This is a genomic window from Vibrio sp. 1069, assembly GCF_033340555.1.
Genome location: NZ_JAWOWP010000012.1, coordinates 40,292 through 61,209, shown reverse-complemented (window position 1 = coordinate 61,209; position 20,918 = coordinate 40,292). Strand labels below are relative to the sequence as shown.

The window sequence follows — 20,918 nt, the reverse complement described above, 5'->3', positions numbered from 1 at the left end:
AAAGAGAAGGAAGAGTAGGGTGGCCGCCAGAAAATCATTATTTTTTGTAGGGCGTTCGCTGTACGGCCACAAGGTCAGAGGGATCATGATACTTTTGTTTAATTCATTTGAGTTGTGCCGCCAAAAAGGTTTGGCTTATCTCGTGGGGCGCATACTAACGGTACGTCTTATGGATAACCGTGAGAAAGATCTCACAAAGCTCTAAATTATCCAACTTGTTAAACATATTAATAGAATTTTTAACTATAGATCACATTTATTAGGTGATACGTCCTAGTAAATAATCCGGAGAGATTCAGCGTTATGGATCAAATGTCAGGTGCAGAGTGTCCTCTACATACGTTAGACCGCACAGAGCAACCTCAACCAACGCCACTAGAACCGATGACGTTTCCTCTGCACGGTGCGAGGTTAATCGAGGCATCAGCAGGTACAGGTAAAACCTTCACTATTGCAGGTTTATATCTGCGTCTTTTGCTTGGTCATGGCAGCGCGGAAACTCGACATCGCGTACCGCTTACGGTCGACCAAATTCTGGTTGTAACCTTTACCGAAGCGGCAACTGCGGAATTACGCGATCGTATCAGGGCAAGAATCCATGATGCGCGAATCGCGTTTGCGCGTGGACAGAGTTCCGACCCGGTGATCCAACCTTTGCTTAATGAGTTTGACGATCACAAGCAAGCCGCAGAAATTTTATTGCAGGCAGAGCGTCAGATGGACGAGGCGGCGGTCTACACCATTCACGGTTTTTGCCAACGTATGCTAACGCAAAATGCGTTTGAATCTGGCAGCCGATTTAATAACGAGTTTGTGACCGATGAAAGTCACCTAAAAGCGCAAGTTGTAGCCGATTACTGGCGCCGCAATTTCTACCCGTTGCCATTTACCTTGGCTGGGGAAATTCGCCAGCTATGGAGCTCTCCATCTGCGTTGTTGTCTAACATCAGCAATTACTTAACCGGTGCGCCGCTAAGCCTTTCTGTTCCTGCTATGAAAGGTAGTTTGGCTGATCTTCATACTGAAAATTTGAAAAAAATTGATGAATTAAAAGCACAGTGGCGAGAAAGCCAAGATGACTTCTTAACGCTGATTTCAGATTCAGATATTAACAAACGCAGCTACACCAAAAAGTCTCTGCCGACGTGGTTGGAGGCGGTGAATGCTTGGGCGGCAACGGAAACCACAGGTTACGATTATCCAGACAAGCTGGAGAAATTCGCGCAAAACGTCTTGTTGGAAAAAACACCGAAAGGCAGTGCGCCGCAGCATGCGGTATTTGAAGCCATTGAAACATTTCTTGCCAATCCAATCAGCTTAAAAGCGCCACTGCTTGCTCATGCGATTGAGCATTGTCGTGTGATGCTGGCCAACGCGAAAAATCAAAAACAGTGGCTCTCTTTCGATGATTTGCTGACGCAACTTTCTGCTTCTATCGATACGGACGAAAGCGAGCTTTTAGCGGCGCGTATTCGTACTTTGTACCCTGTCGCAATGATTGACGAGTTCCAAGATACCGACCCGCTTCAATACAGTATTTTCAGCCGTATTTATCTGAACAACCCGGAATGTGGTTTGTTTATGATCGGTGACCCCAAGCAGGCGATTTATGGCTTTCGTGGCGCAGACATTTTCACTTATATCAAAGCGCGTAACCAAGTAAGTGCCCACTACACGTTAGGAACCAACTGGCGTTCTAGCGCAGATATGGTGCAGGCGGTAAACCAAGTATTTGCTTTGCCAGACAGTCCATTTATCTACGATTCGGATATTCCGTTCTTACCCGTTAAGTACAGTCCCAATGCCGAAAAACGCATTTGGACTATGGGTGGCCAAAAGCAACCAGCGCTGACTTATTGGTTGCAAGAAGCGGACGATAAACCGCTACCAAAAGGCGAGTATTTGACTCGAATGGCAGAGGCGACCGCAAGCCAAATCCAAACCATTTTGACGCAGGCTCAACAGGGGCAAGCGTGTCTGGTGAATGGCGAAAAACAGAAAGCGGTTCAAGCGGGCGATATCGCGGTATTGGTTCGAACAGGTAGCGAAGGTCGAATGATCAAACAAGCGTTGGCTGATCAAGGCATTGCCAGCGTGTACCTGTCTAACCGAGACAGTGTGTTTACCAGTTCGGTGGCGCAGGATTTACAGCGTTTGCTGCAAGCGGTGCTGACTCCAGAAAATGACCGTGCGCTGCGTGCAAGTCTTGCTTCTGAGCTGTTTGCCCTCGACGCAGCAAGTTTGGATGCACTTAATAACGATGAAATTGTGTGGGAAAACGCCGTAAACGAATTCAAAGAATATCGCAAACTTTGGGTTCAGCGTGGTGTGCTGCCGATGCTGCGGGCGGTGATCAGCAAACGCCATATTGCCGAGCGATTACTAGAAGAAGGCGCGAGTTCACAGGGTGAAAATGGTGAGCGAGTGCTTACCGATTTAATGCACATCGGTGAACTGCTTCAACAAGCCAGTAATGAACTGGACAGCGATCACGGTCTACTGCGTTGGCTCGCTCAGTCTATCAGTGATGCGGAAAACTGTTTGGGTGGCAGTGATGACCAAATCCAACGTTTAGAATCGGAACGTAACTTAGTGCAGATCGTAACTATTCACAAATCAAAAGGCTTGGAGTATGACCTCGTATTTCTGCCGTTTGTGTTCAGCTATCGAGAAGCCAGTGAAGCCAAATATTACGATGCAGCCAATGACCGCACGGTACTGGATATTACTGGCAACGATGCGTCCATGAAGCAAGCGGATAAAGAGCGTTTGGCGGAAGACTTACGCTTGATATACGTAGCACTAACGCGAGCTGTGTATGCGTGTTTTATCGGTGCCTCACCTTTGCGCAATGGCCGTTCGACCAAAGAGCCAACTGGTGTACACCGCAGTGCGATTGGCTATTTGATTCAAAATGGTCAAGAAGGTGGCATTAACGATTTGCAACAAGGTTTAACAAAGCAACAAGACGAGCTTGATTGTGTCGTTGTGGCCGATCCGCCGCAGCAACTCGAAGAGAAGTACGTAGCGCCACAAGAAGAAATACACGATCTTAGCGCGAAAGAGCTGCAAAACCCTATCGATAGAAACTGGCGCATCACCAGTTATTCTGGCTTGGTCAAGCAAGGCTCTCATCACGCCGAGCATGATGCCACGATTGAGATTACGGGTTTTGATATCGACTCATCTGAAGAGCAAGACGAAGCGGATTTGGTGGAGCCAGAGCGCTCTATTTTTACCTTCCCTCGTGGTGCGCGTCCGGGTACGTTCCTGCACAGCTTGTTTGAGGAAGTTGAATTTACTCAGCCAGCCACTACGGAAGAGAATACACAAATCATCCTTGGCTTGATGGAAAGCGAACAGCTCGATGAAGAGTGGCTACCTATTTTACAGCAATTGATTGATACCGTACTCGCAACGCCGTTGGATGGTAAGTCTTTGCTGCTGAATCAAAAAGCACCGTCGCAACGTTTGGTGGAGATGGAATTTTTGCTGCCGATTGAAGTTTTGTCTGCACCGGCGTTAAACCGAGTCATTCAACGTCACGATCCGTTGTCGGCGAAAGCGGGGGATTTAGGTTTCCAAACCGTGCAAGGCATGCTCAAAGGTTTTATCGACTTGGTGTTTGAACATCAAGGTAAATACTACGTGCTTGACTGGAAATCGAATCATCTTGGCGACGATGTGACGCACTATCATGGTGAGGCTCTGAAATCGGCGATGGCAGATCACCGCTACGATTTGCAGTACCAGATTTATGCGTTAGCCCTGCATCGTTTCCTACGCAGCCGATTGGCCAATTATGATTATGAACAGCACTTTGGTGGCGTGTATTACTTGTTCTTGCGCGGCATGGATGGGCAGAGTGACCACGGCATTTTTGCCGCGAAACCAACTTTCGAGTTCTTACAAGAGATGGATCGTTTGATTGATGGTCAAGTACTTGAAACGCGCTCAACTCAAGCTGGGCAGATGGAGCTACTTTAATGATGACAAATCACAATCTTCATTCTGACCAAGATAGCCTATTGGTAGTGTTGGAACGCTTGGCGCACAAAGGTGCTATTCGTCAGCTCGACTACCAATTCGCCTGTTTTATTGATTCTCAAACGCATGATGAACAGTCGGACAGTCAAGCATTGGCGTTTATCGCTGGTGTTGTCAGTAGTGAGCTTGGCAAAGGACATATCTGTCTGTCTCTGTTCGATGCACAAGGGCAATCTACGGATTTAGCCAGTAAGCTAGGGCTGTTTGGTGAGTCGGCATTGGCGCTTAATACACAGTTGCAAGGCATAGACTGGATTCATGTATTACAAAATTCCAGCGTGGTCGGCGCGCAAGGAGAAGCCTTGCCTTTAATGTTCGATGGTGAGCGTCTGTATCTGCATCGCTATTGGCATTATGAAGTGACACTGGCGGAAAAGCTCAATCAGCTGGGCGCCGCAGTTAACTTGCAACCACAAGAGTTTGCGCGATTATCCGAGTTGCTCAACCATTTATTTGCACGCCAATACCATTTTCTGTTTAACGCGTTAGGCAAAGCAGTAGAAGCGGGAAGCAGCAACCAAGTGTTGCGTCAACAATTGGTGTGTGACCACCTTGATGTGGTCGCAAGCGAATCGTTGGATTGGCACGTCATTGATTCCGTGCTTAGCAATGCGCGCAAGGTTCAGGATTTACAAACACTGGATGAACTCGTGCCACTCTCGGCTTGCGTGAACTGGCAAAAAGTCGCGGCGGCAGTTGCGTTAACCCGTCGATTTGCTGTGATTTCTGGTGGCCCAGGTACGGGTAAAACGACGACAGTAACCAAGTTGCTTGCTGCTTTGATTGAACAGGCGACGCAAGAGAAAAATCTAACCATCAAGCTGGTGGCCCCGACGGGGAAAGCGGCGGCGCGATTAACCGAGTCCATTGGTAAAGCGGTGCAAGAGCTGCCAGTTTCTCCGGAGCTAAAAGCCAAAATTCCGACTGAATCAAGCACCTTGCATCGGTTGCTGGGCGCGATTCCTAATAGCGCAGAATTTCGTCACAACAAGCAAAATCCACTGCATTTGGATATTTTAGTTATCGACGAAGCGTCGATGGTCGATTTACCAATGATGTACAAAGTGGTTGATGCCTTACCGAAACATGCGCGGCTGATTTTGCTAGGTGATAAAGATCAACTTGCTTCAGTTGAAGCAGGGGCCGTGTTGGGTGATATCTGTTCGTTCCACGCATTGGGTTATGGAAAAGAGCAGGCGTCAGCCATTGCAAAACTGACGGGTTTCGATACTTTAGCCCATACGGGTAACAGTGCATCTAGCATTGCCGATAGTTTATGTATGCTGCAAAAGAGTTACCGATTTGACGCTCGCTCAGGCATTGGTCAGTTGGCAAAAGCGGTTAACTCAGGTTCTGCTGCGAGCGTAGATAACGTCTGGGCGCGTGACTTTTCTGACATCGAACATTTCGCGCTAAGTAGTCAACATTACAACCAACTGATGCAGACGTTGGTGCAGGAATACGGTCGTTACCTCAAACGCATTGGACAACAGGAGACTGATCCTAAAACCGGAGAGCCAGAGTCGCTAACGCACAAAGCCAAAGCGGTGTTAGATACCTTCAACCAATGCCGATTGCTGTGCGCGATCCGTGAAGGTGACTTCGGTGTGGCTGGGCTAAACCAACGCATCGAGAAAGCGCTCGCGGCGCGCAAGTTCATTCAAGTTCAGGATGAAATTTGGTATCACGGCAGACCCGTCATGGTTACGCGTAATGATCACGGTTTAGGTTTGTATAACGGTGATATTGGTATTTGCATGCGAGATGACACTGAAGAAGAACCGCGTTTGAAAGTCTTTTTTGAGTTACCTGACGGCAGTGTGAAATCGGTCTTACCGAGCCGAGTACCTGAACATGAAACGGCTTACGCCATGACCATCCATAAATCGCAAGGCAGTGAATTTGATTACACCCTGATGATTTTGCCACCAGACTTTAGCCCGATATTAACCCGTGAGTTGATTTACACAGGCATTACCCGCGCGAAAAAGCGTTTAGCTCTTTACGCCGAACTTAATGTTCTGAAGCGAGGCATTAAGGTGAAAACCACTCGTGCGAGTGGGTTAGTAAAGCGGCTTACGAATTAATTTTTACTTGTGATTGTGACATTTTCGAAGATGATTCTTTGTGGCGGGTCTTATATTTGCCATTTCGTTTTCATGCAAAATGGATTGTTATTGAGTAAGGCTCTTTCTTAGCGATATATTTCTCCTTTCTCATTCACATATCAAAGGCAGCTGAATATGGGATTGCTCGACTCGTCTTTTCTAACCTTCTTTATCGCCGGAGGAGGCACGTTTTTATGGTTCGTTATTATCGGAGCAATTTTTATATTTTTTATACCACTAAAGGTGAAGCGGTTTGCTTTTAATCCGAAACATTATTCAGAAGTAGAGTTAGCTTTAGTCTCGGGTTTTCACTTTGGTGCTTTAGTACATGGTGTAGGCTTAGTTGCGGCGGTCGCTTTACCAACTTTAGCGAGGAGAAGGGGCTTTGCTGATATTCATCAAGTTTGCTCCGGTCTATTCATCGGAATTTGCCGTATTTATATATGCGTTTTATTGCTTCTAGCTATGATCACTTTAGGCTCAATGGTGGTTTGGATGTCTATTACTTGAGAGCTGGAATAGAAGGTCGGTGAAGTTTGCAGTTATTAGAAGTTTCTTTTATTACATTTTTTGTTGCAGGTGCTTTGTTAGTTTTTTGGTACCTGATAGTAGGTATTTTGCTTATTGTTATCACGCCGCAAAAAGTAAAGCACTATGCGTATACTAGTGAGCACTATACAGATATTGAGCTTGCTTTAGTTTCTGGATTTCACTTTGGGGCCTTAATACATGGATTAGCTCTTGTTGCCGCAGTTGCATTTCCTAAGTTGGCCAAAAAAAGAAAGCTAACAGATATTCGTAGAGTTTGCCCAAAGTGGTTCATAAGTATTGGGCTAGTGTACTGGACTATTTTAATCTTTATCGTAGTCACTATTTTTGCATCTTTGTTAGCTATGATTTTGTTTTGAATTAATTACGTACGTAAAAGAAGACCGAGCTTATGGCTCGGTCTTCTTTTATGCATGTTTTGCAAACGCATTGGTAAAAGACACGCTGCGTATTTTGTATTGCTGTTGATAAGCAAGAATAAAATCTCGGATAGCGTCATTTACGGGGAAAACACAGTGGACGTCTAGGCCTTCTAAAAACTGATTGTCAGCCATATCCCAGAAGCTTTGAAGCGAATTACAAATGATTGTTCTCATAACAGTGCTCGTCTCGGCTTATTTAAAGTCAGATTAACAACTGTCCTTGGTGTGCAATACGGAGCTAACTAGTTTTTCAATTGCCCAGTATTTTAGGGTGAAGGCTACATTACATCACCTAGATCCATTCGTATTGGTTAAAAACCAATCACTAGCGAGCAGAGTATAGCCAACCAAATGTATATTTAAAAGATAAAATTGGAACGAAAATCAAGCAATGGTTTGCGCATTTCTAAGTTGGGTTTACATGATTACCCGCTAGTCCGGAGTAGGGTTTATGTGTGGCCTTACTCCTAAACAAGCTCGATGTGCAGGGTTGAGCGTTAATGAACTGAATCCTGCCCTTTGAGGTTAGTTGGTATAGTGGAACGTTAAGTTTCGCTCCCTGATTTAAGGTTAAGCTATAAATCTAACGCTAAGATTTTGGACTTACGCTGGAAGTTATATAACCCTTGTTTGGCTCCAGGCAAATAGTCGACACTGACTTCGTAAAAACCTTGCTCTCTAAACCAATGCAAACTGTGTGTCGTGAGGACAAAAATCTGATCAATGGTTTCGGATTTAGAACGATGTTTCATGTAGTTGAGCAGTAACAAACCTCGGTTTCCATCACGATAGTCAGGGTGAATCGCTACGCAAGCCATCTCAGCTTTACGCTCTTCTGGGTATGGATAAAGGGCAGCACAGCCAATAATCAAGCCGTCTTTTTCGATGATGGTAAATTTTCCTATCTCTTGCTCTAGCTGCTCTCGAGAGCGCCTAACGAGTACACCTTGTTCTTCTAAAGGGCGAATGAGGTCTAAGATACCGCCAATATCGTCAATATTAGCTTGCCTCACTTGTTCAGCACTCGCCATAACAACTTGGGTACCGATACCGTCGAAAGAGAACAACTCCTGAATTAAGGCGCCATCTACTTTATAACTGATCAAGTGGCTACGAGGTACTCCGGCACGGCAAGCGGCAATAGAGCCTTTAAGAAAGCGCAGTGTTCCAGTGTTGTAATCTAGGTCAGGAGACGTATTTTCAGAAAGCGTTTTGATGACATGCTCCGCCTCAATTGGTAGTAACTCGGCGACAGCATTGCCGTTGTCATCAATGACACCTTGTTCGGAGCAAAAACCAATCAGCTTATCCGCACACAGCTTTATCGCTAGTTGGGTGGCGACTTCTTCCGATAATAAATTGAAGCACTCGCCAGTCACAGAGCTAGCAATGGGACCTAGCAGAACAATTGAACCTTGATCAAGAGTGCGATTAATCGCGTCGGTGTCAATGCGGCGAATACGTCCACTATGGCAATAGTCCACACCATCATCAACGCCGAGTGGTTGGGCAATGATGTAGTTTCCGCTAACGACATTGAGCTGGGTACCTGCCATCGGAGTATTGTTGAGGCTCATTGATAGGCGCGCAGTAATCGCAAGCTGAAGTTGTCCGGCAGCTTGCATAACAACAGATAAAGCCGATTCATCCGTAATGCGGATATTTTTGTGGTAAGGCGTAGTGAGGTCTTGTTTTTCTAGCAGCTGATTAATTTGAGGACGTGCACCATACACCACCACGACTTTGATTCCGAGGCTGTGCATGAGTGCGATATCATTAATAATATTGCCAAAATTTTTGTGTGCGACGGCTTCTCCGCCCAGCATGATCACCATGGTTTTTCCGCGGTGAGCATTGACATAAGGTGTTGATTGACGGAATCCTTTTACGAGAGCAGTACTACGAATTTTCACTACAGCCATCCCTTTGTTTAATTATGTTAAAATAATGCCTTTTTATTCATTGAGTGGCAAGGCGAAATTTTGGAATAAAGCACAAACATATTGAGGTAGGTTCTTGGTCCCGTTAAGAGGGAAGGTTACAATGGTGGCGTCTTTCCTCAATACGTGAACCTCATGTCTTCTGCTGTTAATAAGAATGCTGCGATCACTGCTTCAAATCTGTCAAAAACGTCATCTAAATCAATTCTTCGTAAGTGGCTAGAGCGTTCTCTCATGCTTATAGCGATAGTTGGAACCGTTGTCGTGTGCATGCTGTATAGTGATTTGATTACTCGAACCATTAATCCGCCCATTCCCAAATCGACAATTTATGGTCGCTGGGTTGAGCAAGATGTTGCGCCTTATGCTCGTGAAGAATTTGTGTTGAGTGAGCGCGGTGTTACCGTAAATGGTTCTACAGTGGCGACCAGTTTTGAATTCGATGGGGATTCGTTTTCGTATCGAGTGGGTTCAAATGAGCGGCACTTCAATTTTGTGGGTAAGCAGCATGCAGAAATGAAGCTGGATGCCAATGCTCATTATCTACCTGTATTCCGTTTAGAGGGACGTGCAAGGATAGCGGTAAGATAGTCGTTTTTATTATTGTCTTTTAAGCAGAGCTCTCTTGCGTCTGTGAGCCATATGGATGATCACAATTTCATCTCTCAATCAGTAAATTTTACTTCCAAACATAATCCGGACAATTCCGTAATTCTTCCGCTGTTATCATGTTGCATTAACTGAATGAATTTACAACGAGTAAACGGATTGGCTTAGCGTTGAAACATTTTGTCGTTGCTTTTCAATTGCACCGTATGCATTTGTTTGCCATCCTTTCAATTGCACCGTATGCATTTGTTTGCCATCCTTTTGCTATTCTCTTTTACGGAAAAGACACGTGTTAAAAAAACTCCTTCCTATTATCTCTTTGAGCCTACTCTTTGGCTGTGCTCAACAAAATGATCGTGCTCAGCAATATCTTGATGGTGAGTTTCCTCAGATCCTCAATCAAGTGGATGTGGTTGAGTCTAACAAACCACGCGATTTTACTGAATTTAACAAGCAAGCTGAGCAAGTGGTGATAAAGTCACCATCCATGGCGAAGATATACCAACCGCTATATCAACGATTAAGTGAGTGGGCGCAACAGAGCGGAGATACCAGTGCGTTGAGTGCGTTTGGCATTCAAGCCGCGCAATTGGGTGGTGGTGATAAAAAAGGTAATGTGCTGTTTACCGGATACTTTTCTCCCGTGATGGAACTGCGTCATACACCAAACGACATTTTTAAGTACCCAGTTTATGGCAAGCCAAACTGCTCATCAGATTGTCCGACTCGCGCGGAGATCTACAACGGGGCATTAGATGGCCAAGGTTTAGTGCTAGGTTATGCACCTAACCGTATTGACCCGTTTATGATGGAAGTGCAGGGCAGTGGCTATGTGCATTTTGAAGATGATGATACGTTGGAGTACTTCGCGTACGCAGGGAAAAATAATAAAGCTTACGTTAGTATTGGCCGCATTTTGATTGAACGTGGTGAAGTGCCGCGTGAAAAAATGTCTCTCAAAGCGATTAAAGAATGGGTAATGGACAACGACGACGCAACAGTACGCGAGTTGTTGGAGCAAAACCCTTCTTACGTCTTCTTTGCGCCAAAAGCGGAAGCGCCAGTAACGGGATCGGCTGGTATTCCTTTGTTGCCAATGGCCGCGGTCGCGGGTGACCGTTCTATCTTACCAATGGGGACTCCAATCTTGGCGGAAGTGCCACTGCTGAATGCCGATGGTACGTGGAGTGGTGCGCATCAACTGCGAATGCTGATCGTTTTAGACACTGGTGGTGCTGTAAAACAGAACCATTTGGATCTGTATCATGGCATTGGTGCGAGAGCAGGAACGGAAGCAGGGCACTACAAGCATTTTGGTCGAGTTTGGAAACTTGGGCTGGAAAACTCACCAACTCAAGCGCCTTGGGCTTTGCCGCCAGAAAAGCTACAATAGCCATCCAAGAAAGAGGAACCGCCTCTTATCTAGACATTTCATCAAAGAGTGCGTATAAATCGCACTCTTTGTTTTTCTATCGATCATCTGGACTTCAATATGCGTGAACTCGATACCCCAGCATCTGACAGCTACAATCAACGCTTTGGCGGCACTCGTCGTCTTTATGGCAACAGTGAAGTGGACATTCTTCGCGCTGCACACGTTTGTGTTATTGGTATTGGTGGCGTGGGTTCATGGGCGGTCGAAGCGCTGGCCCGTACTGGGATCGGTGAGTTGACTCTGATTGATATGGATGATGTTTGTGTCACGAATATTAACCGCCAAATTCATGCGATGACGGGCACCGTTGGCCAAAGCAAAATTGAAGTGATGGCCGAGCGTGTCAAATTGATCAACCCAGAGTGTAAAGTCAATCTGATTGATGATTTCATCACGCCAGACAATCAACATGAGTACTTAAGCAAAGAGTTTGATTACGTGCTAGATGCGATTGACAGCGTAAAAGCGAAGGCGTCTTTGTTGGCGTATTGCCGCAGCAACAAGATCAAAGTGATCACCACGGGGGGCGCTGGTGGTCAGGTTGACCCAACGCAGATCATGGTCGCTGACTTAACGAAAACGATCCAAGATCCTCTAGCGAAGAAAATCAAAGACACCTTGCGTCGTCATCATAACTTCCCTAAGAATCCGGCTCGTAAGTTTGGTATTGATTGCGTGTTTTCAACCGAGCAGCTGAAGTACCCTCAAGCAGACGGTTCAGTGTGTGGTGTGAAGTCGACAGCGGAAGGTCCAAAACGTATGGATTGCGCTAGCGGTTTTGGTGCGGCGACTGTCGTAACTGCAACGTTTGGCTTTGTCGCGGTATCGCGAATCGTTGAGAAGTTGATTTCAAAATATAAGCAGTAAACTAGAAGAAGAGCGCATCATGACAGATTTTCCCGTTTCTCCATTTGGTACAGATATCACCAGCGAAGACATTGTAGCGACTATGCAGCAATTTCAAGGCTGGGAAGATCGTTACCGTCAGGTGATTCAGTGGGGTAAAAAGCTGCCACAAATGCCAGAAGAGCTGAAATCAGAACAAGTTACCGTTTCGGGTTGTGAAAGCTTGGTGTGGTTAGTGAGCCAAGAGCAAGATGGCGTTTGGCATTTTTGTGCGGACTCCGATGCGCGTATCGTCCGTGGATTGATTGCCTTGGTAATGGCAGCTTATGACGGTAAAACGGCCGATCAAATTCAAGCATTTGATATTGATGCTTATTTTGATCAGCTGGGGCTTGTCTCCCATTTAAGCCCGTCACGTGGTAATGGCTTGAAAGCTATTGTAGAGCAGATTAAGCAAGTCGCCGTGTAACGAGTTATTTTTCCAACTCTTAAAAAACGCCGAATAGCCTAGCTGTTTGGCGTTTTTTGTATCTGAGTTGAGATATTTTTTGCATATGGATAAAAAGTATGCAAATGGTCGACTATTTTAGCGTTAATTAACCATTCTATTGATCCTGGTTCATTATATTGCCCACTTGGTTTTTATAAACTCAATTGTATTTAAAATTTGTCTATATTAGATAATAGACATATGCCCCATCCGCTCCTATTCCCCAATGTGGAAACACACTTGGAAGCGATTGGGTTACTTAGATACAAATGCTAGGAACCTCCCTATATGCAATTCACCTTGGAACATGCGCAAGACGTGTTATCCGGAATGCCAGACCCCACTTTTATTCTGAGTGAAGATGGTATCTATATTGATGTTTTTGGAGGAACAGATAAAAAAGCCTATCACGATGGAAGCAATTTGATAGGTGAGACGCTGCACAGCGTACTCGAGAAAGATAAAGCTGACTGGTTTATCGAGCAGATCAATCGATCACTGAAACAAGACAGTATTGTGACGGTCGAGTACAAGATGTGCGCCGACAGCATTCAGGGAATAGATGCTAACAGTGGGCCAAGAGGCGACCTATACTACGAAGGCAAGATCTGCCCACTCGCTATAAAATACCGAGGTCGTCGCGTTGTCCTTATTCTTACACGCAACATCTCCAATCGCCACCGAGTTGAAACCCTTCTTCGCCATCAAAGCCAAATTGATGCTCTTACTAACATCTACAATCGACGTGTCTTTTTCGAAAAGCTCACAGAAGAGGTCATTAAAGCTCAAGAGCCGAACTATCACTCCGCGTTGTTATTGTTTGATTTGGACTTTTTTAAAGTCATCAATGATAAACGTGGTCATGATGCGGGGGATTATGTCTTAGAGACCTTAGCTGATTTGGTTTCTCACTTACTCGTCAAAGACGAAATTTTTGCAAGAGTCGGAGGGGAGGAGTTTGCGATTATTTTGCCAGAAACTTCTCTGTCGGCGGCGAAAGAGGTAGGAGAGGAAGTACGTTCCCACATTCAAAATTGTCAGTTCGAATTTGAAAAGATTGAAATTCCGGTCACGGTGAGTGTAGGCGTGGTGGAAATAGGCAGAAATGAAACCACCAAACGTTTGTATGCGCATGCAGATAAAGCGCTTTATGCTGCGAAAAGAAATGGCAGAAATTGCGTGGCGACTCTGGATAGGCAGATGGAGTAACCTTGTTGGTTACTCCAAATCAAACTGTTGGCGTTATAGCATGTCGACGGCTTTTTCTACGGCGGCGATGAGTCTATCCACATCTTCAGCCGTGTTATAAATACCAAAAGAAACGCGTACCGTGCCTTTAACGTTTAGCGCATCCATCAATGGGTGAGCGCAGTGGTGTCCTGCTCGTACCGCAATGCCTTGTTGATCGAGCAGCGTCGCCATGTCTTGGTGATGAACGCCGTCCATGACGAACGTCAGTACAGAGGCATTCGGTTGATAGCCTAGAATATGGATGTCATCCAAAGCGCTTAGTGCTTGGTAGGCCTTATCCTGAAGCACATGGAGATGAGTCTCTACTTCGTGATGGTCAAAACCTTGGTACCACTCAATGGCTTTCGCTAGAGCAATCGCGCCCGCAACGTTTGGTGTGCCCGCTTCAAATTTACCAGGAAGTGCAGAAAACGTCGTTTTTTCGAAAGAAACGCGTTCAACCATTTTACCGCCGCCGTGCCATGGTGGCATGGCTTCCAAAAGTTCAAGCTTGCCGTATAAAACCCCAATGCCTGCTGGTGCATAAAGTTTGTGACCTGAGAAAACGTAGAAATCGATATCTGATGCCGATAAATCAAGTTGCTCATGTACGATGCCTTGCGCGCCATCAACTACAACAACCGCGCCAACGTTGTGCGCCAGTTCAGTGATTTTTTCGATAGGTTGGCGTGTGCCTGTTACGTTGGTTATTTGTGCGCAAGCAACAATTTTACAGCGGTCAGACAGAAGCGCCTCAAATGCACTGATGTCGAACTGGCAATCTGATGTCATCGGAACTTTAATGACTTTAGCACCCGTTTGCTCTGCCACGATTTGCCAGGGCACGATGTTGGCGTGGTGCTCCATCTCGCTAATTAAGATCTCATCACCTGGTTGTAACGTGCTACGGGCGTAGGTTTGAGCAATTAAGTTCAGTGCTTCGGTTGCGCCCCGTGTCCAAATGATCTCTTTAGAGCTGTTTGCACCAATAAAGCTTGCCACTCGTTCTCGTGCCGCTTCAAATTGGCTGGTGGCATTAGCCGTTAAACTGTGGCTGCCACGGTGAACATTGGCATTTTGCGCACTGTAGTAATGACTGATGACATCAATCACACATTGTGGTTTTTGCGTTGTCGCTGCGCTATCTAGATACACTAAGGGCGTATCGTTGACGGATTGGTTTAGAGCAGGAAATTGCTCGCGTACAGCATTTACGTCAAACATTATTCTTCACCAAGCTTGTGGTAGTGCAGAGTAGGCAGAGGGATCATTGGTTCAGCAACTGACCATGCGTGTTTTTTACCTGAGAGTTGAATGATTACTTCCATCGCGAACTCTAAAGCTGTACCCGGACCTTGACTAGTGATCAGGTTGTGGTTGATATCAAAGGTCACGCGTTTGCTGCGCCACTTCTCTTCCGGGATATGTGACTGAAAGCTCGGGTGACAGGTCATCAGTGATTGTGGGAAAAGATCATGGTGTTGCAATACCAACGCCGGTGCTGCGCAGATAGCAGCGACCAATTTTCCCTCGTAGATGTGCTGCTTAAGGATTTCTATCATCACCGTGCTATCACGAAAAATTTCTGCACCACCAACACCACCAGAAAGCGCTATGGCGTCAAACTCATCATCAGCAATATCGACCAGTTTACAATCGGCTGTTAGTGTGACTCCGCGAGAAGCTTTCATCGTCAATGAGCCATCAAAAGCAGCACTCGCTACCGTAACGTCATAACCCGCGCGAACCATCATGTCGATAACGGTGACGGCTTCCATTTCTTCGGTGCCCGGAGCGATTGGCACTAAGATTTTCTTACTCATTGTTCTGTCCAGCTTTGTTCTATTTGTTTGATGCGTTGGTAAAGTTTTAAATTCTCAGGCGTATTGATGCGATGTTTCTCGGCAGCCTTTAACAAGTATCCGGTTATAAAATCAATTTCCGTTCGACGCTGATGGAATACGTCTTGTCTCATTGAAGAATAGTTCTCAGCTGTGGCGTTCACCACTTGCATTACCGTATCGAAAAGAGAGCGAAACTCGATAGCAATACCTTCTTTACTCATTACTTCAACCAGTTCTTGAGTGATGCTTTCGAGTTGTATCTTAAACTCGGGCTTCGCAAGTTCACCATTCTTACACTGGAGAATCGCAGTCAGTGGGTTAATCGCGCAGTTGATCGCTAACTTAGTCCATAACGCAGATTGGATGTGTGGATTCCAAATGGCCTCTGGAAGGGCATTATGCATAACATCTTTCAGAAAAGTGCACTGCATTCCTTTGTCATTATAACCACCCGCTTGCGTTGTTCCGTGACCGGTATGCAATACGTGTTGGTTATCTGGTTTGTATGCGCCGTGCGTCGTTGTTGCGAGCACTATCGGATTGTTTGGCACAACCTTCTCCAAGGCAGAGGCAGTACCCATACCATTGTGCATCAGCATGATAATCGTGTCTGTATTGATATGAGGGAGCAAAGGCTGAATGGCGTCTTCCACTTGCCAAGCTTTTACCGTGATCAAAATGAGGTCCGCTTGATTTACGGAGGAAATATCTTGATTACTGAATACGATTGCGGGTGTGTCATCCAACTGAAGTGGTTGTTGTCTCTCTGAACTTCTTCCCCACAATGAAACATTGTGCCCGGCAAGCTTAAATTTTGTTGCCCAGAGTGAGCCCACCGCACCTGGACCGAGGATAAGGATATTCACCAAACGCTCTCATTAAAAAGGTTTGCTGCAAGGATAATGAGGGAAAAAAGGAAAGCAAATAAAAATGGCGCCGAAAGGCGCCATTTTTGAGCAAACTTAGTGGTTCAATTAGAACTTGTAAGTTACAGCTAGGTAGTGGCTTACACCAGTCGATTCTAGCTCAACACCTGGAGCAACTTGTAGACCGTCTTTTACGCCATATACTTCTTTGTATGCTTTCAGGCCGTAACCAACCGCGAAGCGATCTGAGTGCCAGTAAATGCCGTTGAACATTGCACCACCGTTTGACGCGGTAGTACCAAATTTGTTACCAGCATCATCATCCATACCGAATTGGTAATCAATGTAACCTTGGTAAGAAATGAATGAACCATTGTCGAAGAAGTAGAATGGTTTGAACCAGTTAGTCGAGATTTGGAAACCGTTCCAACCTTTGTTGTTGCCATCGTAAGTGCTGTACAGGTTTAGGCCGATTTTACCTAACCAAGGAACCATTACATCAGAACCTAAACCGATTTTCTGGTTGTTTACACCACCGTTGTTACCGCCCCATTCCATTAGAGATGCAATGTATAGCTCTTGAACTGGACCGAAAGATAGGTCTTTACCAGTTACGGCATCTAGAGACATACGTGGTGCAAATTTCATGAACATCTTGTCAGGAGCGCCGTTCTCAATTGACTTATCTTGGTTATCTTTAGTCGCTAGGTTAAATACGTCTACGTAACCGTATAGGTCGAAAATACCAGAGCGACCGCCAAATTCCATTTCTAGGTAATCGTGAGCGTTGTCGTCAGCGCCTTTAACTCGTGGCATTTCATCAATTGAGTACATGTAGTTGAACTGCATCCACTTGTAATCGTTTTTGTGGATATCGCCGTCAGAGTAATCTGCCGCCATAACTGGAGCTGAAGTAGCCGCTAGAAGGCTAAGAGCTAAAAGTGATTTACGCATAAGGGGACTCTCTATGTTTGTAATGATTCAGAACACGCAATCTATGCTGCGCTTTCCAATTGGCGGGAATAATAGCGATAAAAATCCCAAATGAAAGTGATAAAGGGTGCAAAACTGAACGTTTTTGGTGAGTTGTGTCACGAAATTATCTTTATTTACGGAACTTTTTGTTTGTTGCATTTGATTGCAATAAATGTGTGATTTGGATCGTTTGCGTAAGCGATTTTATGACTTTTTAAGCCAGTCGATTAACCAACATAAATCGTTAGTGATCGGAGTGATAAGGGATTCGTATGTATCCGTGAATCAAAGAGGACGTTTGAATGAAAGAAGTCATGTTATTCCCACTCACTTCAGTTGTACTCCCTGAGGGTAAAATGAATCTGCGCATTTTTGAGCCACGATATAAGCGAATGGTAAAGGAATGCAGCCTACAAAATGTGGGCTTTGGAGTTTGCCTGGTAGGAAGTGAAGGTGACCCTAAAGACGTGGGTAACGTTTCATCTATCGGAACTTTGGTCAGGATCGTTGATTTTGAAACACTCAGTGATGGCCTTCTTGGTATTACAGTTGCTGGTGAGCAACGCTTTATTGTCAAACGCGTCCGTGCAGATGCGGATGGCTTACGTCATGCAGAGGTTGAATGGTTAGACAATTGGCAACATCTAGACAACTCACCAGATTTCTTCTTTTTAAGCCAGCAGTTATCCCATGTTTATGAAGAGTTTCCTCAACTTGGAAGCCTCTACCAGCATCGTTTTTACGATGACTCTGCTTGGGTTACTCAGCGTTGGCTTGAGTTACTACCCCTAGACTGCAATCTGTTCGAACAGCTAGTCGGCGCAGAGGACTGTATTCCTGCGTTGCAATTTCTGACAGAAGCCATAGAAGCCCCGACTAACAAAGAGGCAAGGATATGAAAGGATTTAATAAAGCTGCGCTAACTATTGTTGCGACATTAGGACTGGCGGCGTGTGGCTCCGACAGTGACACTATCGAGTATTCCAATTTACAAGCAGTGCACGCTTCTTCTGATGCGCCGCTTGCAAATGTGTGGATCAACGATAAACCATCTTTAACGAATGTTGATTATGGTGTGGGATCTGGCTACGTTAAATTGCGAGAGGGGATGAATTCGATTCAGGTCGATGTACAGCTCCCAGGTAATGAAACCGCGACCGTAGTACCTAAAACAGAACTAGATCTTGATTCCGACCTCAATTATAACGTGTTCGTTGTTGGCGATGCCGATGGTTCGCCAAACCCAGTTGAGCCTTTAGTTGTGACTCGCAGCGCCGATTCAATGGCTGATGCCAATAGTCTAGATGTTCAAGTTGTTCATGCAGCTTCAGGCGTTCCTGCTGTTGATCTTTATGTCACTGAGCCAGGTGTTGCTCTTGCTAGCGCGACTCCAATAACTAACCTTGCTTACAAAGCTTCTACCGACGTATTGAACATCCCAGCTGGTGAGTATCAAGTTCGACTTGCCGTAGGAGACAGCGTTGCTTTTGACTCGGGCAAAGTATCTCTTGCGGCTAACTCCAACTTGACGATTGCCGCTATCGGCACAGGAGATTCGAATAGCACGTCACCTGTCAAACTCTTGGTGTTGGACGGTTCGGGCTCTTCTATAATTGAAGATATGGGCAGCCAAGCTGAAGTAAGAGTCGGACACCTTGTCGATGGAGCGCCAGTCGTCGATGTTAACGTTAACGGGGCGGCCTTCGCTCCTCTTGCCGACTTAGCGTTCAAAGAGATTCGTGGTTATTTGGATCTTGCTGCTAGCGCTTACGATATTGACGTTTACGTGGATGGCACAACAACCAATCCGATCATAGATGTTGGCGGGTTAATGGTTGCAGGTGGAATGGATTACAGTGTTTATGCAGTCGGTGTTGTTAGCCCAGCGATTGATATCGAAGCTCTGGTTGTTGAAGATATGAGACGCGCTGTGGCGACTAGCGCGACATTGAATGTGACACACGCCGCGGCTAATCCTATAGCGGAAATGGTGGATATTTACCTCACTACTAGTGCAGGAATAGATGGAAGTGATCCAACTATTGCTAATTTTGCGTATAAAAACAGTGTACAAGGATTATATGTCGCTGAAGGTACATATTATGTAACGGTAACAGTGGCTGGTAACCCAAGTATTGTTGCGGTTGACTCAGCACCAGTCAATGTAATGAACGGTGTTGTGTACCAAGTCGTTGCCATTGATGATGGGAACAACGGTGGTTTCAACTTGTTGGTCGATGACGTGACCGATTAGGAAGAATGGGAGGAGGAAACTCCTCCCACAAATTAAGGCCGATTATGATGAGTGATAGCCCGAAAAAACTGGGGCGCAGTGATTGGAACGATTACATGGATAAAGTGAAGGCTCGAGACAAAGACGCGTTCGCTTTTGTATTCCGTTTTTACGCACCCAAGCTGAAGCAATTCGCTTACAAACATGTTGGTAATGAGCAAGTTGCTATGGAGATGGTGCAAGAGACCATGGCGACAGTTTGGCAGAAAGCGCACCTCTATGATGGTGAAAAGAGCGCGTTATCGACTTGGATATATACCATAATCCGAAACCTTTGTTTTGATTTGCTGAGAAAACAGAAAGGTAAGGAATTACACATTCATTCTGATGACATTTGGCCGTCAGAGTATTATCCACCTGATCTTGTTGATCACTATTCACCAGAGCAAGATATGTTGAAAGAACAGGTGGTTAAGTTTTTAGATATATTACCGAAAAACCAGAGAGATGTTTTACAAGCGGTATATCTTGAAGAGCTACCTCATCAACAGGTCGCGGAATTATTTGATATACCCCTCGGTACTGTAAAATCCAGGCTGAGGCTTGCAGTAGAAAAGCTAAGGCATTCAATGCATACGGAGCAACTATGAACAAACACCCAGATAACAGCTTGTTAGAAGCATACGCTTCGGGAAGCATTGATGCAGTTTCTGGTCTTGTGGTCGCAACCCATTTAGAAACATGCACCAAGTGCCGAGCTTATGTGAACCAAGTCGAAGCAAGTCAAGCGAACATCGTAAGTGACATACCTTCTGAGTATGTTTCTGAATTTGACGACATGTTTAATGACATCATCAATGCGGAGCCAGCGACTGATAATATCGTGATCCGCGACTCTGCTGCTGTTAATGTGGCAGGAAAAAGTTTCGCTCTTCCTAAAACTCTAGCGCGTTTCTCTGACCTTGTAGGGTCATGGAGAAGTTACGGAGGCAAGGTTTTCAGTGCTCAGATTGACCTAGGGGAAGACGCTCGTGTCAGCTTAATGTACATCGGGGAAGATGTGCAAATTCCTCAACATACGCACAAAGGCCTGGAGTCTACATTGATCCTACATGGTGGATTTAGTGACGAGGATGGCCAATATGAAGAAGGCGATTTGATGATTAGAGACGCATCAGTGAAGCACAGCCCTTACACTAAGACCGGAGAAGACTGCTTGTGTTTAACCGTATTGACTGAGCCGATGATCTTTACTCAAGGCGTGGCACGTATATTTAATATGTTTGGTAAAGGGTTATACCCATAGACCTCTTATCTTATATCT

Annotated in this window: 19 protein-coding genes; 13 read left to right on the top strand and 6 right to left on the bottom strand. The window is 45.4% G+C overall.

Annotated elements, in window-relative coordinates; genetic code table 11:
- Positions 1-312 precede the first annotated feature (312 nt).
- From recB to R7040_RS17210, 4 genes are all read left to right on the top strand, one after another.
- A complete protein-coding gene (gene recB, locus R7040_RS17225; protein WP_213908250.1) occupies positions 313-3,987 on the top strand; it encodes an exodeoxyribonuclease V subunit beta in 3,675 nt (1,224 codons plus the stop codon).
- A complete protein-coding gene (gene recD / locus R7040_RS17220) occupies positions 3,987-6,134 on the top strand; it encodes an exodeoxyribonuclease V subunit alpha (RefSeq protein WP_373921530.1) in 2,148 nt (715 codons plus the stop codon). Before recB ends, recD begins: the two co-directional genes overlap by 1 nt.
- A gap of 156 nt (positions 6,135-6,290) precedes the next feature.
- On the top strand, positions 6,291-6,665 hold the full coding sequence (locus R7040_RS17215) for a hypothetical protein (RefSeq protein ID WP_213967760.1): 375 nt from the start codon (positions 6,291-6,293) through the stop codon (positions 6,663-6,665).
- 26 nt (positions 6,666-6,691) lie between these two features.
- On the top strand, positions 6,692-7,063 hold the full coding sequence (locus R7040_RS17210) for a hypothetical protein (protein WP_031780957.1): 372 nt from the start codon (positions 6,692-6,694) through the stop codon (positions 7,061-7,063).
- A gap of 48 nt (positions 7,064-7,111) precedes the next feature.
- Here the strand turns inward: R7040_RS17210 and R7040_RS17205 are convergent, their stop codons facing one another.
- The gene (locus tag R7040_RS17205) at positions 7,112-7,300 is read right to left on the bottom strand and encodes a hypothetical protein (protein WP_005380230.1); all 189 of its coding nucleotides are present in this window, start codon (positions 7,298-7,300) and stop codon (positions 7,112-7,114) included.
- Between the two features lie 401 nt (positions 7,301-7,701).
- Positions 7,702-9,039 (bottom strand): amino-acid N-acetyltransferase, encoded by a 1,338-nt coding sequence (gene argA / locus R7040_RS17200; RefSeq protein WP_213967761.1) that lies wholly within the window; start codon positions 9,037-9,039, stop codon positions 7,702-7,704.
- Positions 9,040-9,201: 162 nt separating this feature from the next.
- On the opposite strand from argA, the gene R7040_RS17195 reads away from it, so the two are divergent.
- The 5 genes from R7040_RS17195 (at position 9,202) to R7040_RS17175 (ending at position 13,655) form a co-directional block, all read left to right on the top strand.
- Positions 9,202-9,657 carry a DUF2850 domain-containing protein gene (locus R7040_RS17195; protein WP_213896069.1) on the top strand — a complete coding sequence of 152 codons (456 nt, stop codon included), beginning with the start codon at positions 9,202-9,204 and terminating at the stop codon, positions 9,655-9,657.
- Positions 9,658-9,964: 307 nt separating this feature from the next.
- On the top strand, positions 9,965-11,068 hold the full coding sequence (gene mltA / locus R7040_RS17190) for a murein transglycosylase A (RefSeq protein WP_005391723.1): 1,104 nt from the start codon (positions 9,965-9,967) through the stop codon (positions 11,066-11,068).
- 99 nt (positions 11,069-11,167) lie between these two features.
- Positions 11,168-11,977 carry a tRNA cyclic N6-threonylcarbamoyladenosine(37) synthase TcdA gene (tcdA, locus tag R7040_RS17185; protein ID WP_005391724.1) on the top strand — a complete coding sequence of 270 codons (810 nt, stop codon included), beginning with the start codon at positions 11,168-11,170 and terminating at the stop codon, positions 11,975-11,977.
- Between the two features lie 19 nt (positions 11,978-11,996).
- The gene (gene csdE, locus R7040_RS17180; RefSeq protein WP_054728416.1) at positions 11,997-12,425 is read left to right on the top strand and encodes a cysteine desulfurase sulfur acceptor subunit CsdE; all 429 of its coding nucleotides are present in this window, start codon (positions 11,997-11,999) and stop codon (positions 12,423-12,425) included.
- A gap of 309 nt (positions 12,426-12,734) precedes the next feature.
- Positions 12,735-13,655 carry a GGDEF domain-containing protein gene (locus R7040_RS17175; RefSeq protein WP_054728419.1) on the top strand — a complete coding sequence of 307 codons (921 nt, stop codon included), beginning with the start codon at positions 12,735-12,737 and terminating at the stop codon, positions 13,653-13,655.
- A gap of 33 nt (positions 13,656-13,688) precedes the next feature.
- Here R7040_RS17175 and csdA read toward each other — a convergent pair whose 3' ends face one another.
- From csdA to R7040_RS17155, 4 genes are all read right to left on the bottom strand, one after another.
- Positions 13,689-14,900: a cysteine desulfurase CsdA gene (gene csdA / locus R7040_RS17170; RefSeq protein ID WP_054728421.1), complete on the bottom strand. Its 1,212-nt coding sequence runs from the start codon at positions 14,898-14,900 to the stop codon at positions 13,689-13,691.
- Positions 14,900-15,499 (bottom strand): DJ-1 family glyoxalase III, encoded by a 600-nt coding sequence (locus R7040_RS17165; RefSeq protein ID WP_006742560.1) that lies wholly within the window; start codon positions 15,497-15,499, stop codon positions 14,900-14,902. Before R7040_RS17165 ends, csdA begins: the two co-directional genes overlap by 1 nt.
- Positions 15,496-16,386, bottom strand: coding sequence for a 2-dehydropantoate 2-reductase (panE, locus tag R7040_RS17160; protein WP_053306735.1), 891 nt, complete (start codon positions 16,384-16,386; stop codon positions 15,496-15,498). Before panE ends, R7040_RS17165 begins: the two co-directional genes overlap by 4 nt.
- 108 nt (positions 16,387-16,494) lie before the next feature.
- Positions 16,495-17,340: an outer membrane protein OmpK gene (locus R7040_RS17155; RefSeq protein WP_005391741.1), complete on the bottom strand. Its 846-nt coding sequence runs from the start codon at positions 17,338-17,340 to the stop codon at positions 16,495-16,497.
- Positions 17,341-17,663: 323 nt separating this feature from the next.
- Here R7040_RS17155 and R7040_RS17150 point away from each other — a divergent pair, with 323 nt between their 5' ends.
- Genes R7040_RS17150 through R7040_RS17135 form a run of 4 tightly spaced genes read left to right on the top strand, consistent with a single transcriptional unit; the run spans position 17,664 to position 20,900 of the window.
- Complete coding sequence (locus R7040_RS17150; RefSeq protein WP_053304081.1) at positions 17,664-18,260, top strand: LON peptidase substrate-binding domain-containing protein; 597 nt, start codon at positions 17,664-17,666, stop codon at positions 18,258-18,260.
- Positions 18,257-19,615, top strand: coding sequence for a DUF4397 domain-containing protein (locus R7040_RS17145; RefSeq protein ID WP_053306734.1), 1,359 nt, complete (start codon positions 18,257-18,259; stop codon positions 19,613-19,615). The genes R7040_RS17150 and R7040_RS17145 overlap by 4 nt, the downstream gene beginning before the upstream one ends.
- Before the next feature lie 44 nt (positions 19,616-19,659).
- Entirely contained in the window at positions 19,660-20,244 is a 585-nt protein-coding gene (locus tag R7040_RS17140; RefSeq protein WP_005380255.1) for an RNA polymerase sigma factor, read from the top strand.
- On the top strand, positions 20,241-20,900 hold the full coding sequence (locus tag R7040_RS17135; protein ID WP_053306733.1) for a ChrR family anti-sigma-E factor: 660 nt from the start codon (positions 20,241-20,243) through the stop codon (positions 20,898-20,900). Before R7040_RS17140 ends, R7040_RS17135 begins: the two co-directional genes overlap by 4 nt.
- The last annotated feature ends 18 nt before the right edge of the window (positions 20,901-20,918 follow it).

Excerpts from the sequence above, each read along its gene's own strand:
- csdA (WP_054728421.1), bottom strand. The coding sequence starts at position 14,900 with ATGTTTGACGTAAATGCTGTACGCGAGCAATTTCCTGCTCTAAACCAA.
- R7040_RS17135 (WP_053306733.1), top strand. The coding sequence starts at position 20,241 with ATGAACAAACACCCAGATAACAGCTTGTTAGAAGCATACGCTTCGGGA.
- recD (WP_373921530.1), top strand. The coding sequence starts at position 3,987 with ATGATGACAAATCACAATCTTCATTCTGACCAAGATAGCCTATTGGTA.
- recB (WP_213908250.1), top strand. The coding sequence starts at position 313 with ATGTCAGGTGCAGAGTGTCCTCTACATACGTTAGACCGCACAGAGCAA.
- R7040_RS17195 (WP_213896069.1), top strand. The coding sequence starts at position 9,202 with ATGTCTTCTGCTGTTAATAAGAATGCTGCGATCACTGCTTCAAATCTG.
- csdE (WP_054728416.1), top strand. The coding sequence starts at position 11,997 with ATGACAGATTTTCCCGTTTCTCCATTTGGTACAGATATCACCAGCGAA.
- R7040_RS17215 (WP_213967760.1), top strand. The coding sequence starts at position 6,291 with ATGGGATTGCTCGACTCGTCTTTTCTAACCTTCTTTATCGCCGGAGGA.
- R7040_RS17205 (WP_005380230.1), bottom strand. The coding sequence starts at position 7,300 with ATGAGAACAATCATTTGTAATTCGCTTCAAAGCTTCTGGGATATGGCT.
- tcdA (WP_005391724.1), top strand. The coding sequence starts at position 11,168 with ATGCGTGAACTCGATACCCCAGCATCTGACAGCTACAATCAACGCTTT.
- R7040_RS17145 (WP_053306734.1), top strand. The coding sequence starts at position 18,257 with ATGAAAGGATTTAATAAAGCTGCGCTAACTATTGTTGCGACATTAGGA.
- R7040_RS17155 (WP_005391741.1), bottom strand. The coding sequence starts at position 17,340 with ATGCGTAAATCACTTTTAGCTCTTAGCCTTCTAGCGGCTACTTCAGCT.
- R7040_RS17175 (WP_054728419.1), top strand. The coding sequence starts at position 12,735 with ATGCAATTCACCTTGGAACATGCGCAAGACGTGTTATCCGGAATGCCA.
- R7040_RS17150 (WP_053304081.1), top strand. The coding sequence starts at position 17,664 with ATGAAAGAAGTCATGTTATTCCCACTCACTTCAGTTGTACTCCCTGAG.
- R7040_RS17165 (WP_006742560.1), bottom strand. The coding sequence starts at position 15,499 with ATGAGTAAGAAAATCTTAGTGCCAATCGCTCCGGGCACCGAAGAAATG.
- R7040_RS17140 (WP_005380255.1), top strand. The coding sequence starts at position 19,660 with ATGATGAGTGATAGCCCGAAAAAACTGGGGCGCAGTGATTGGAACGAT.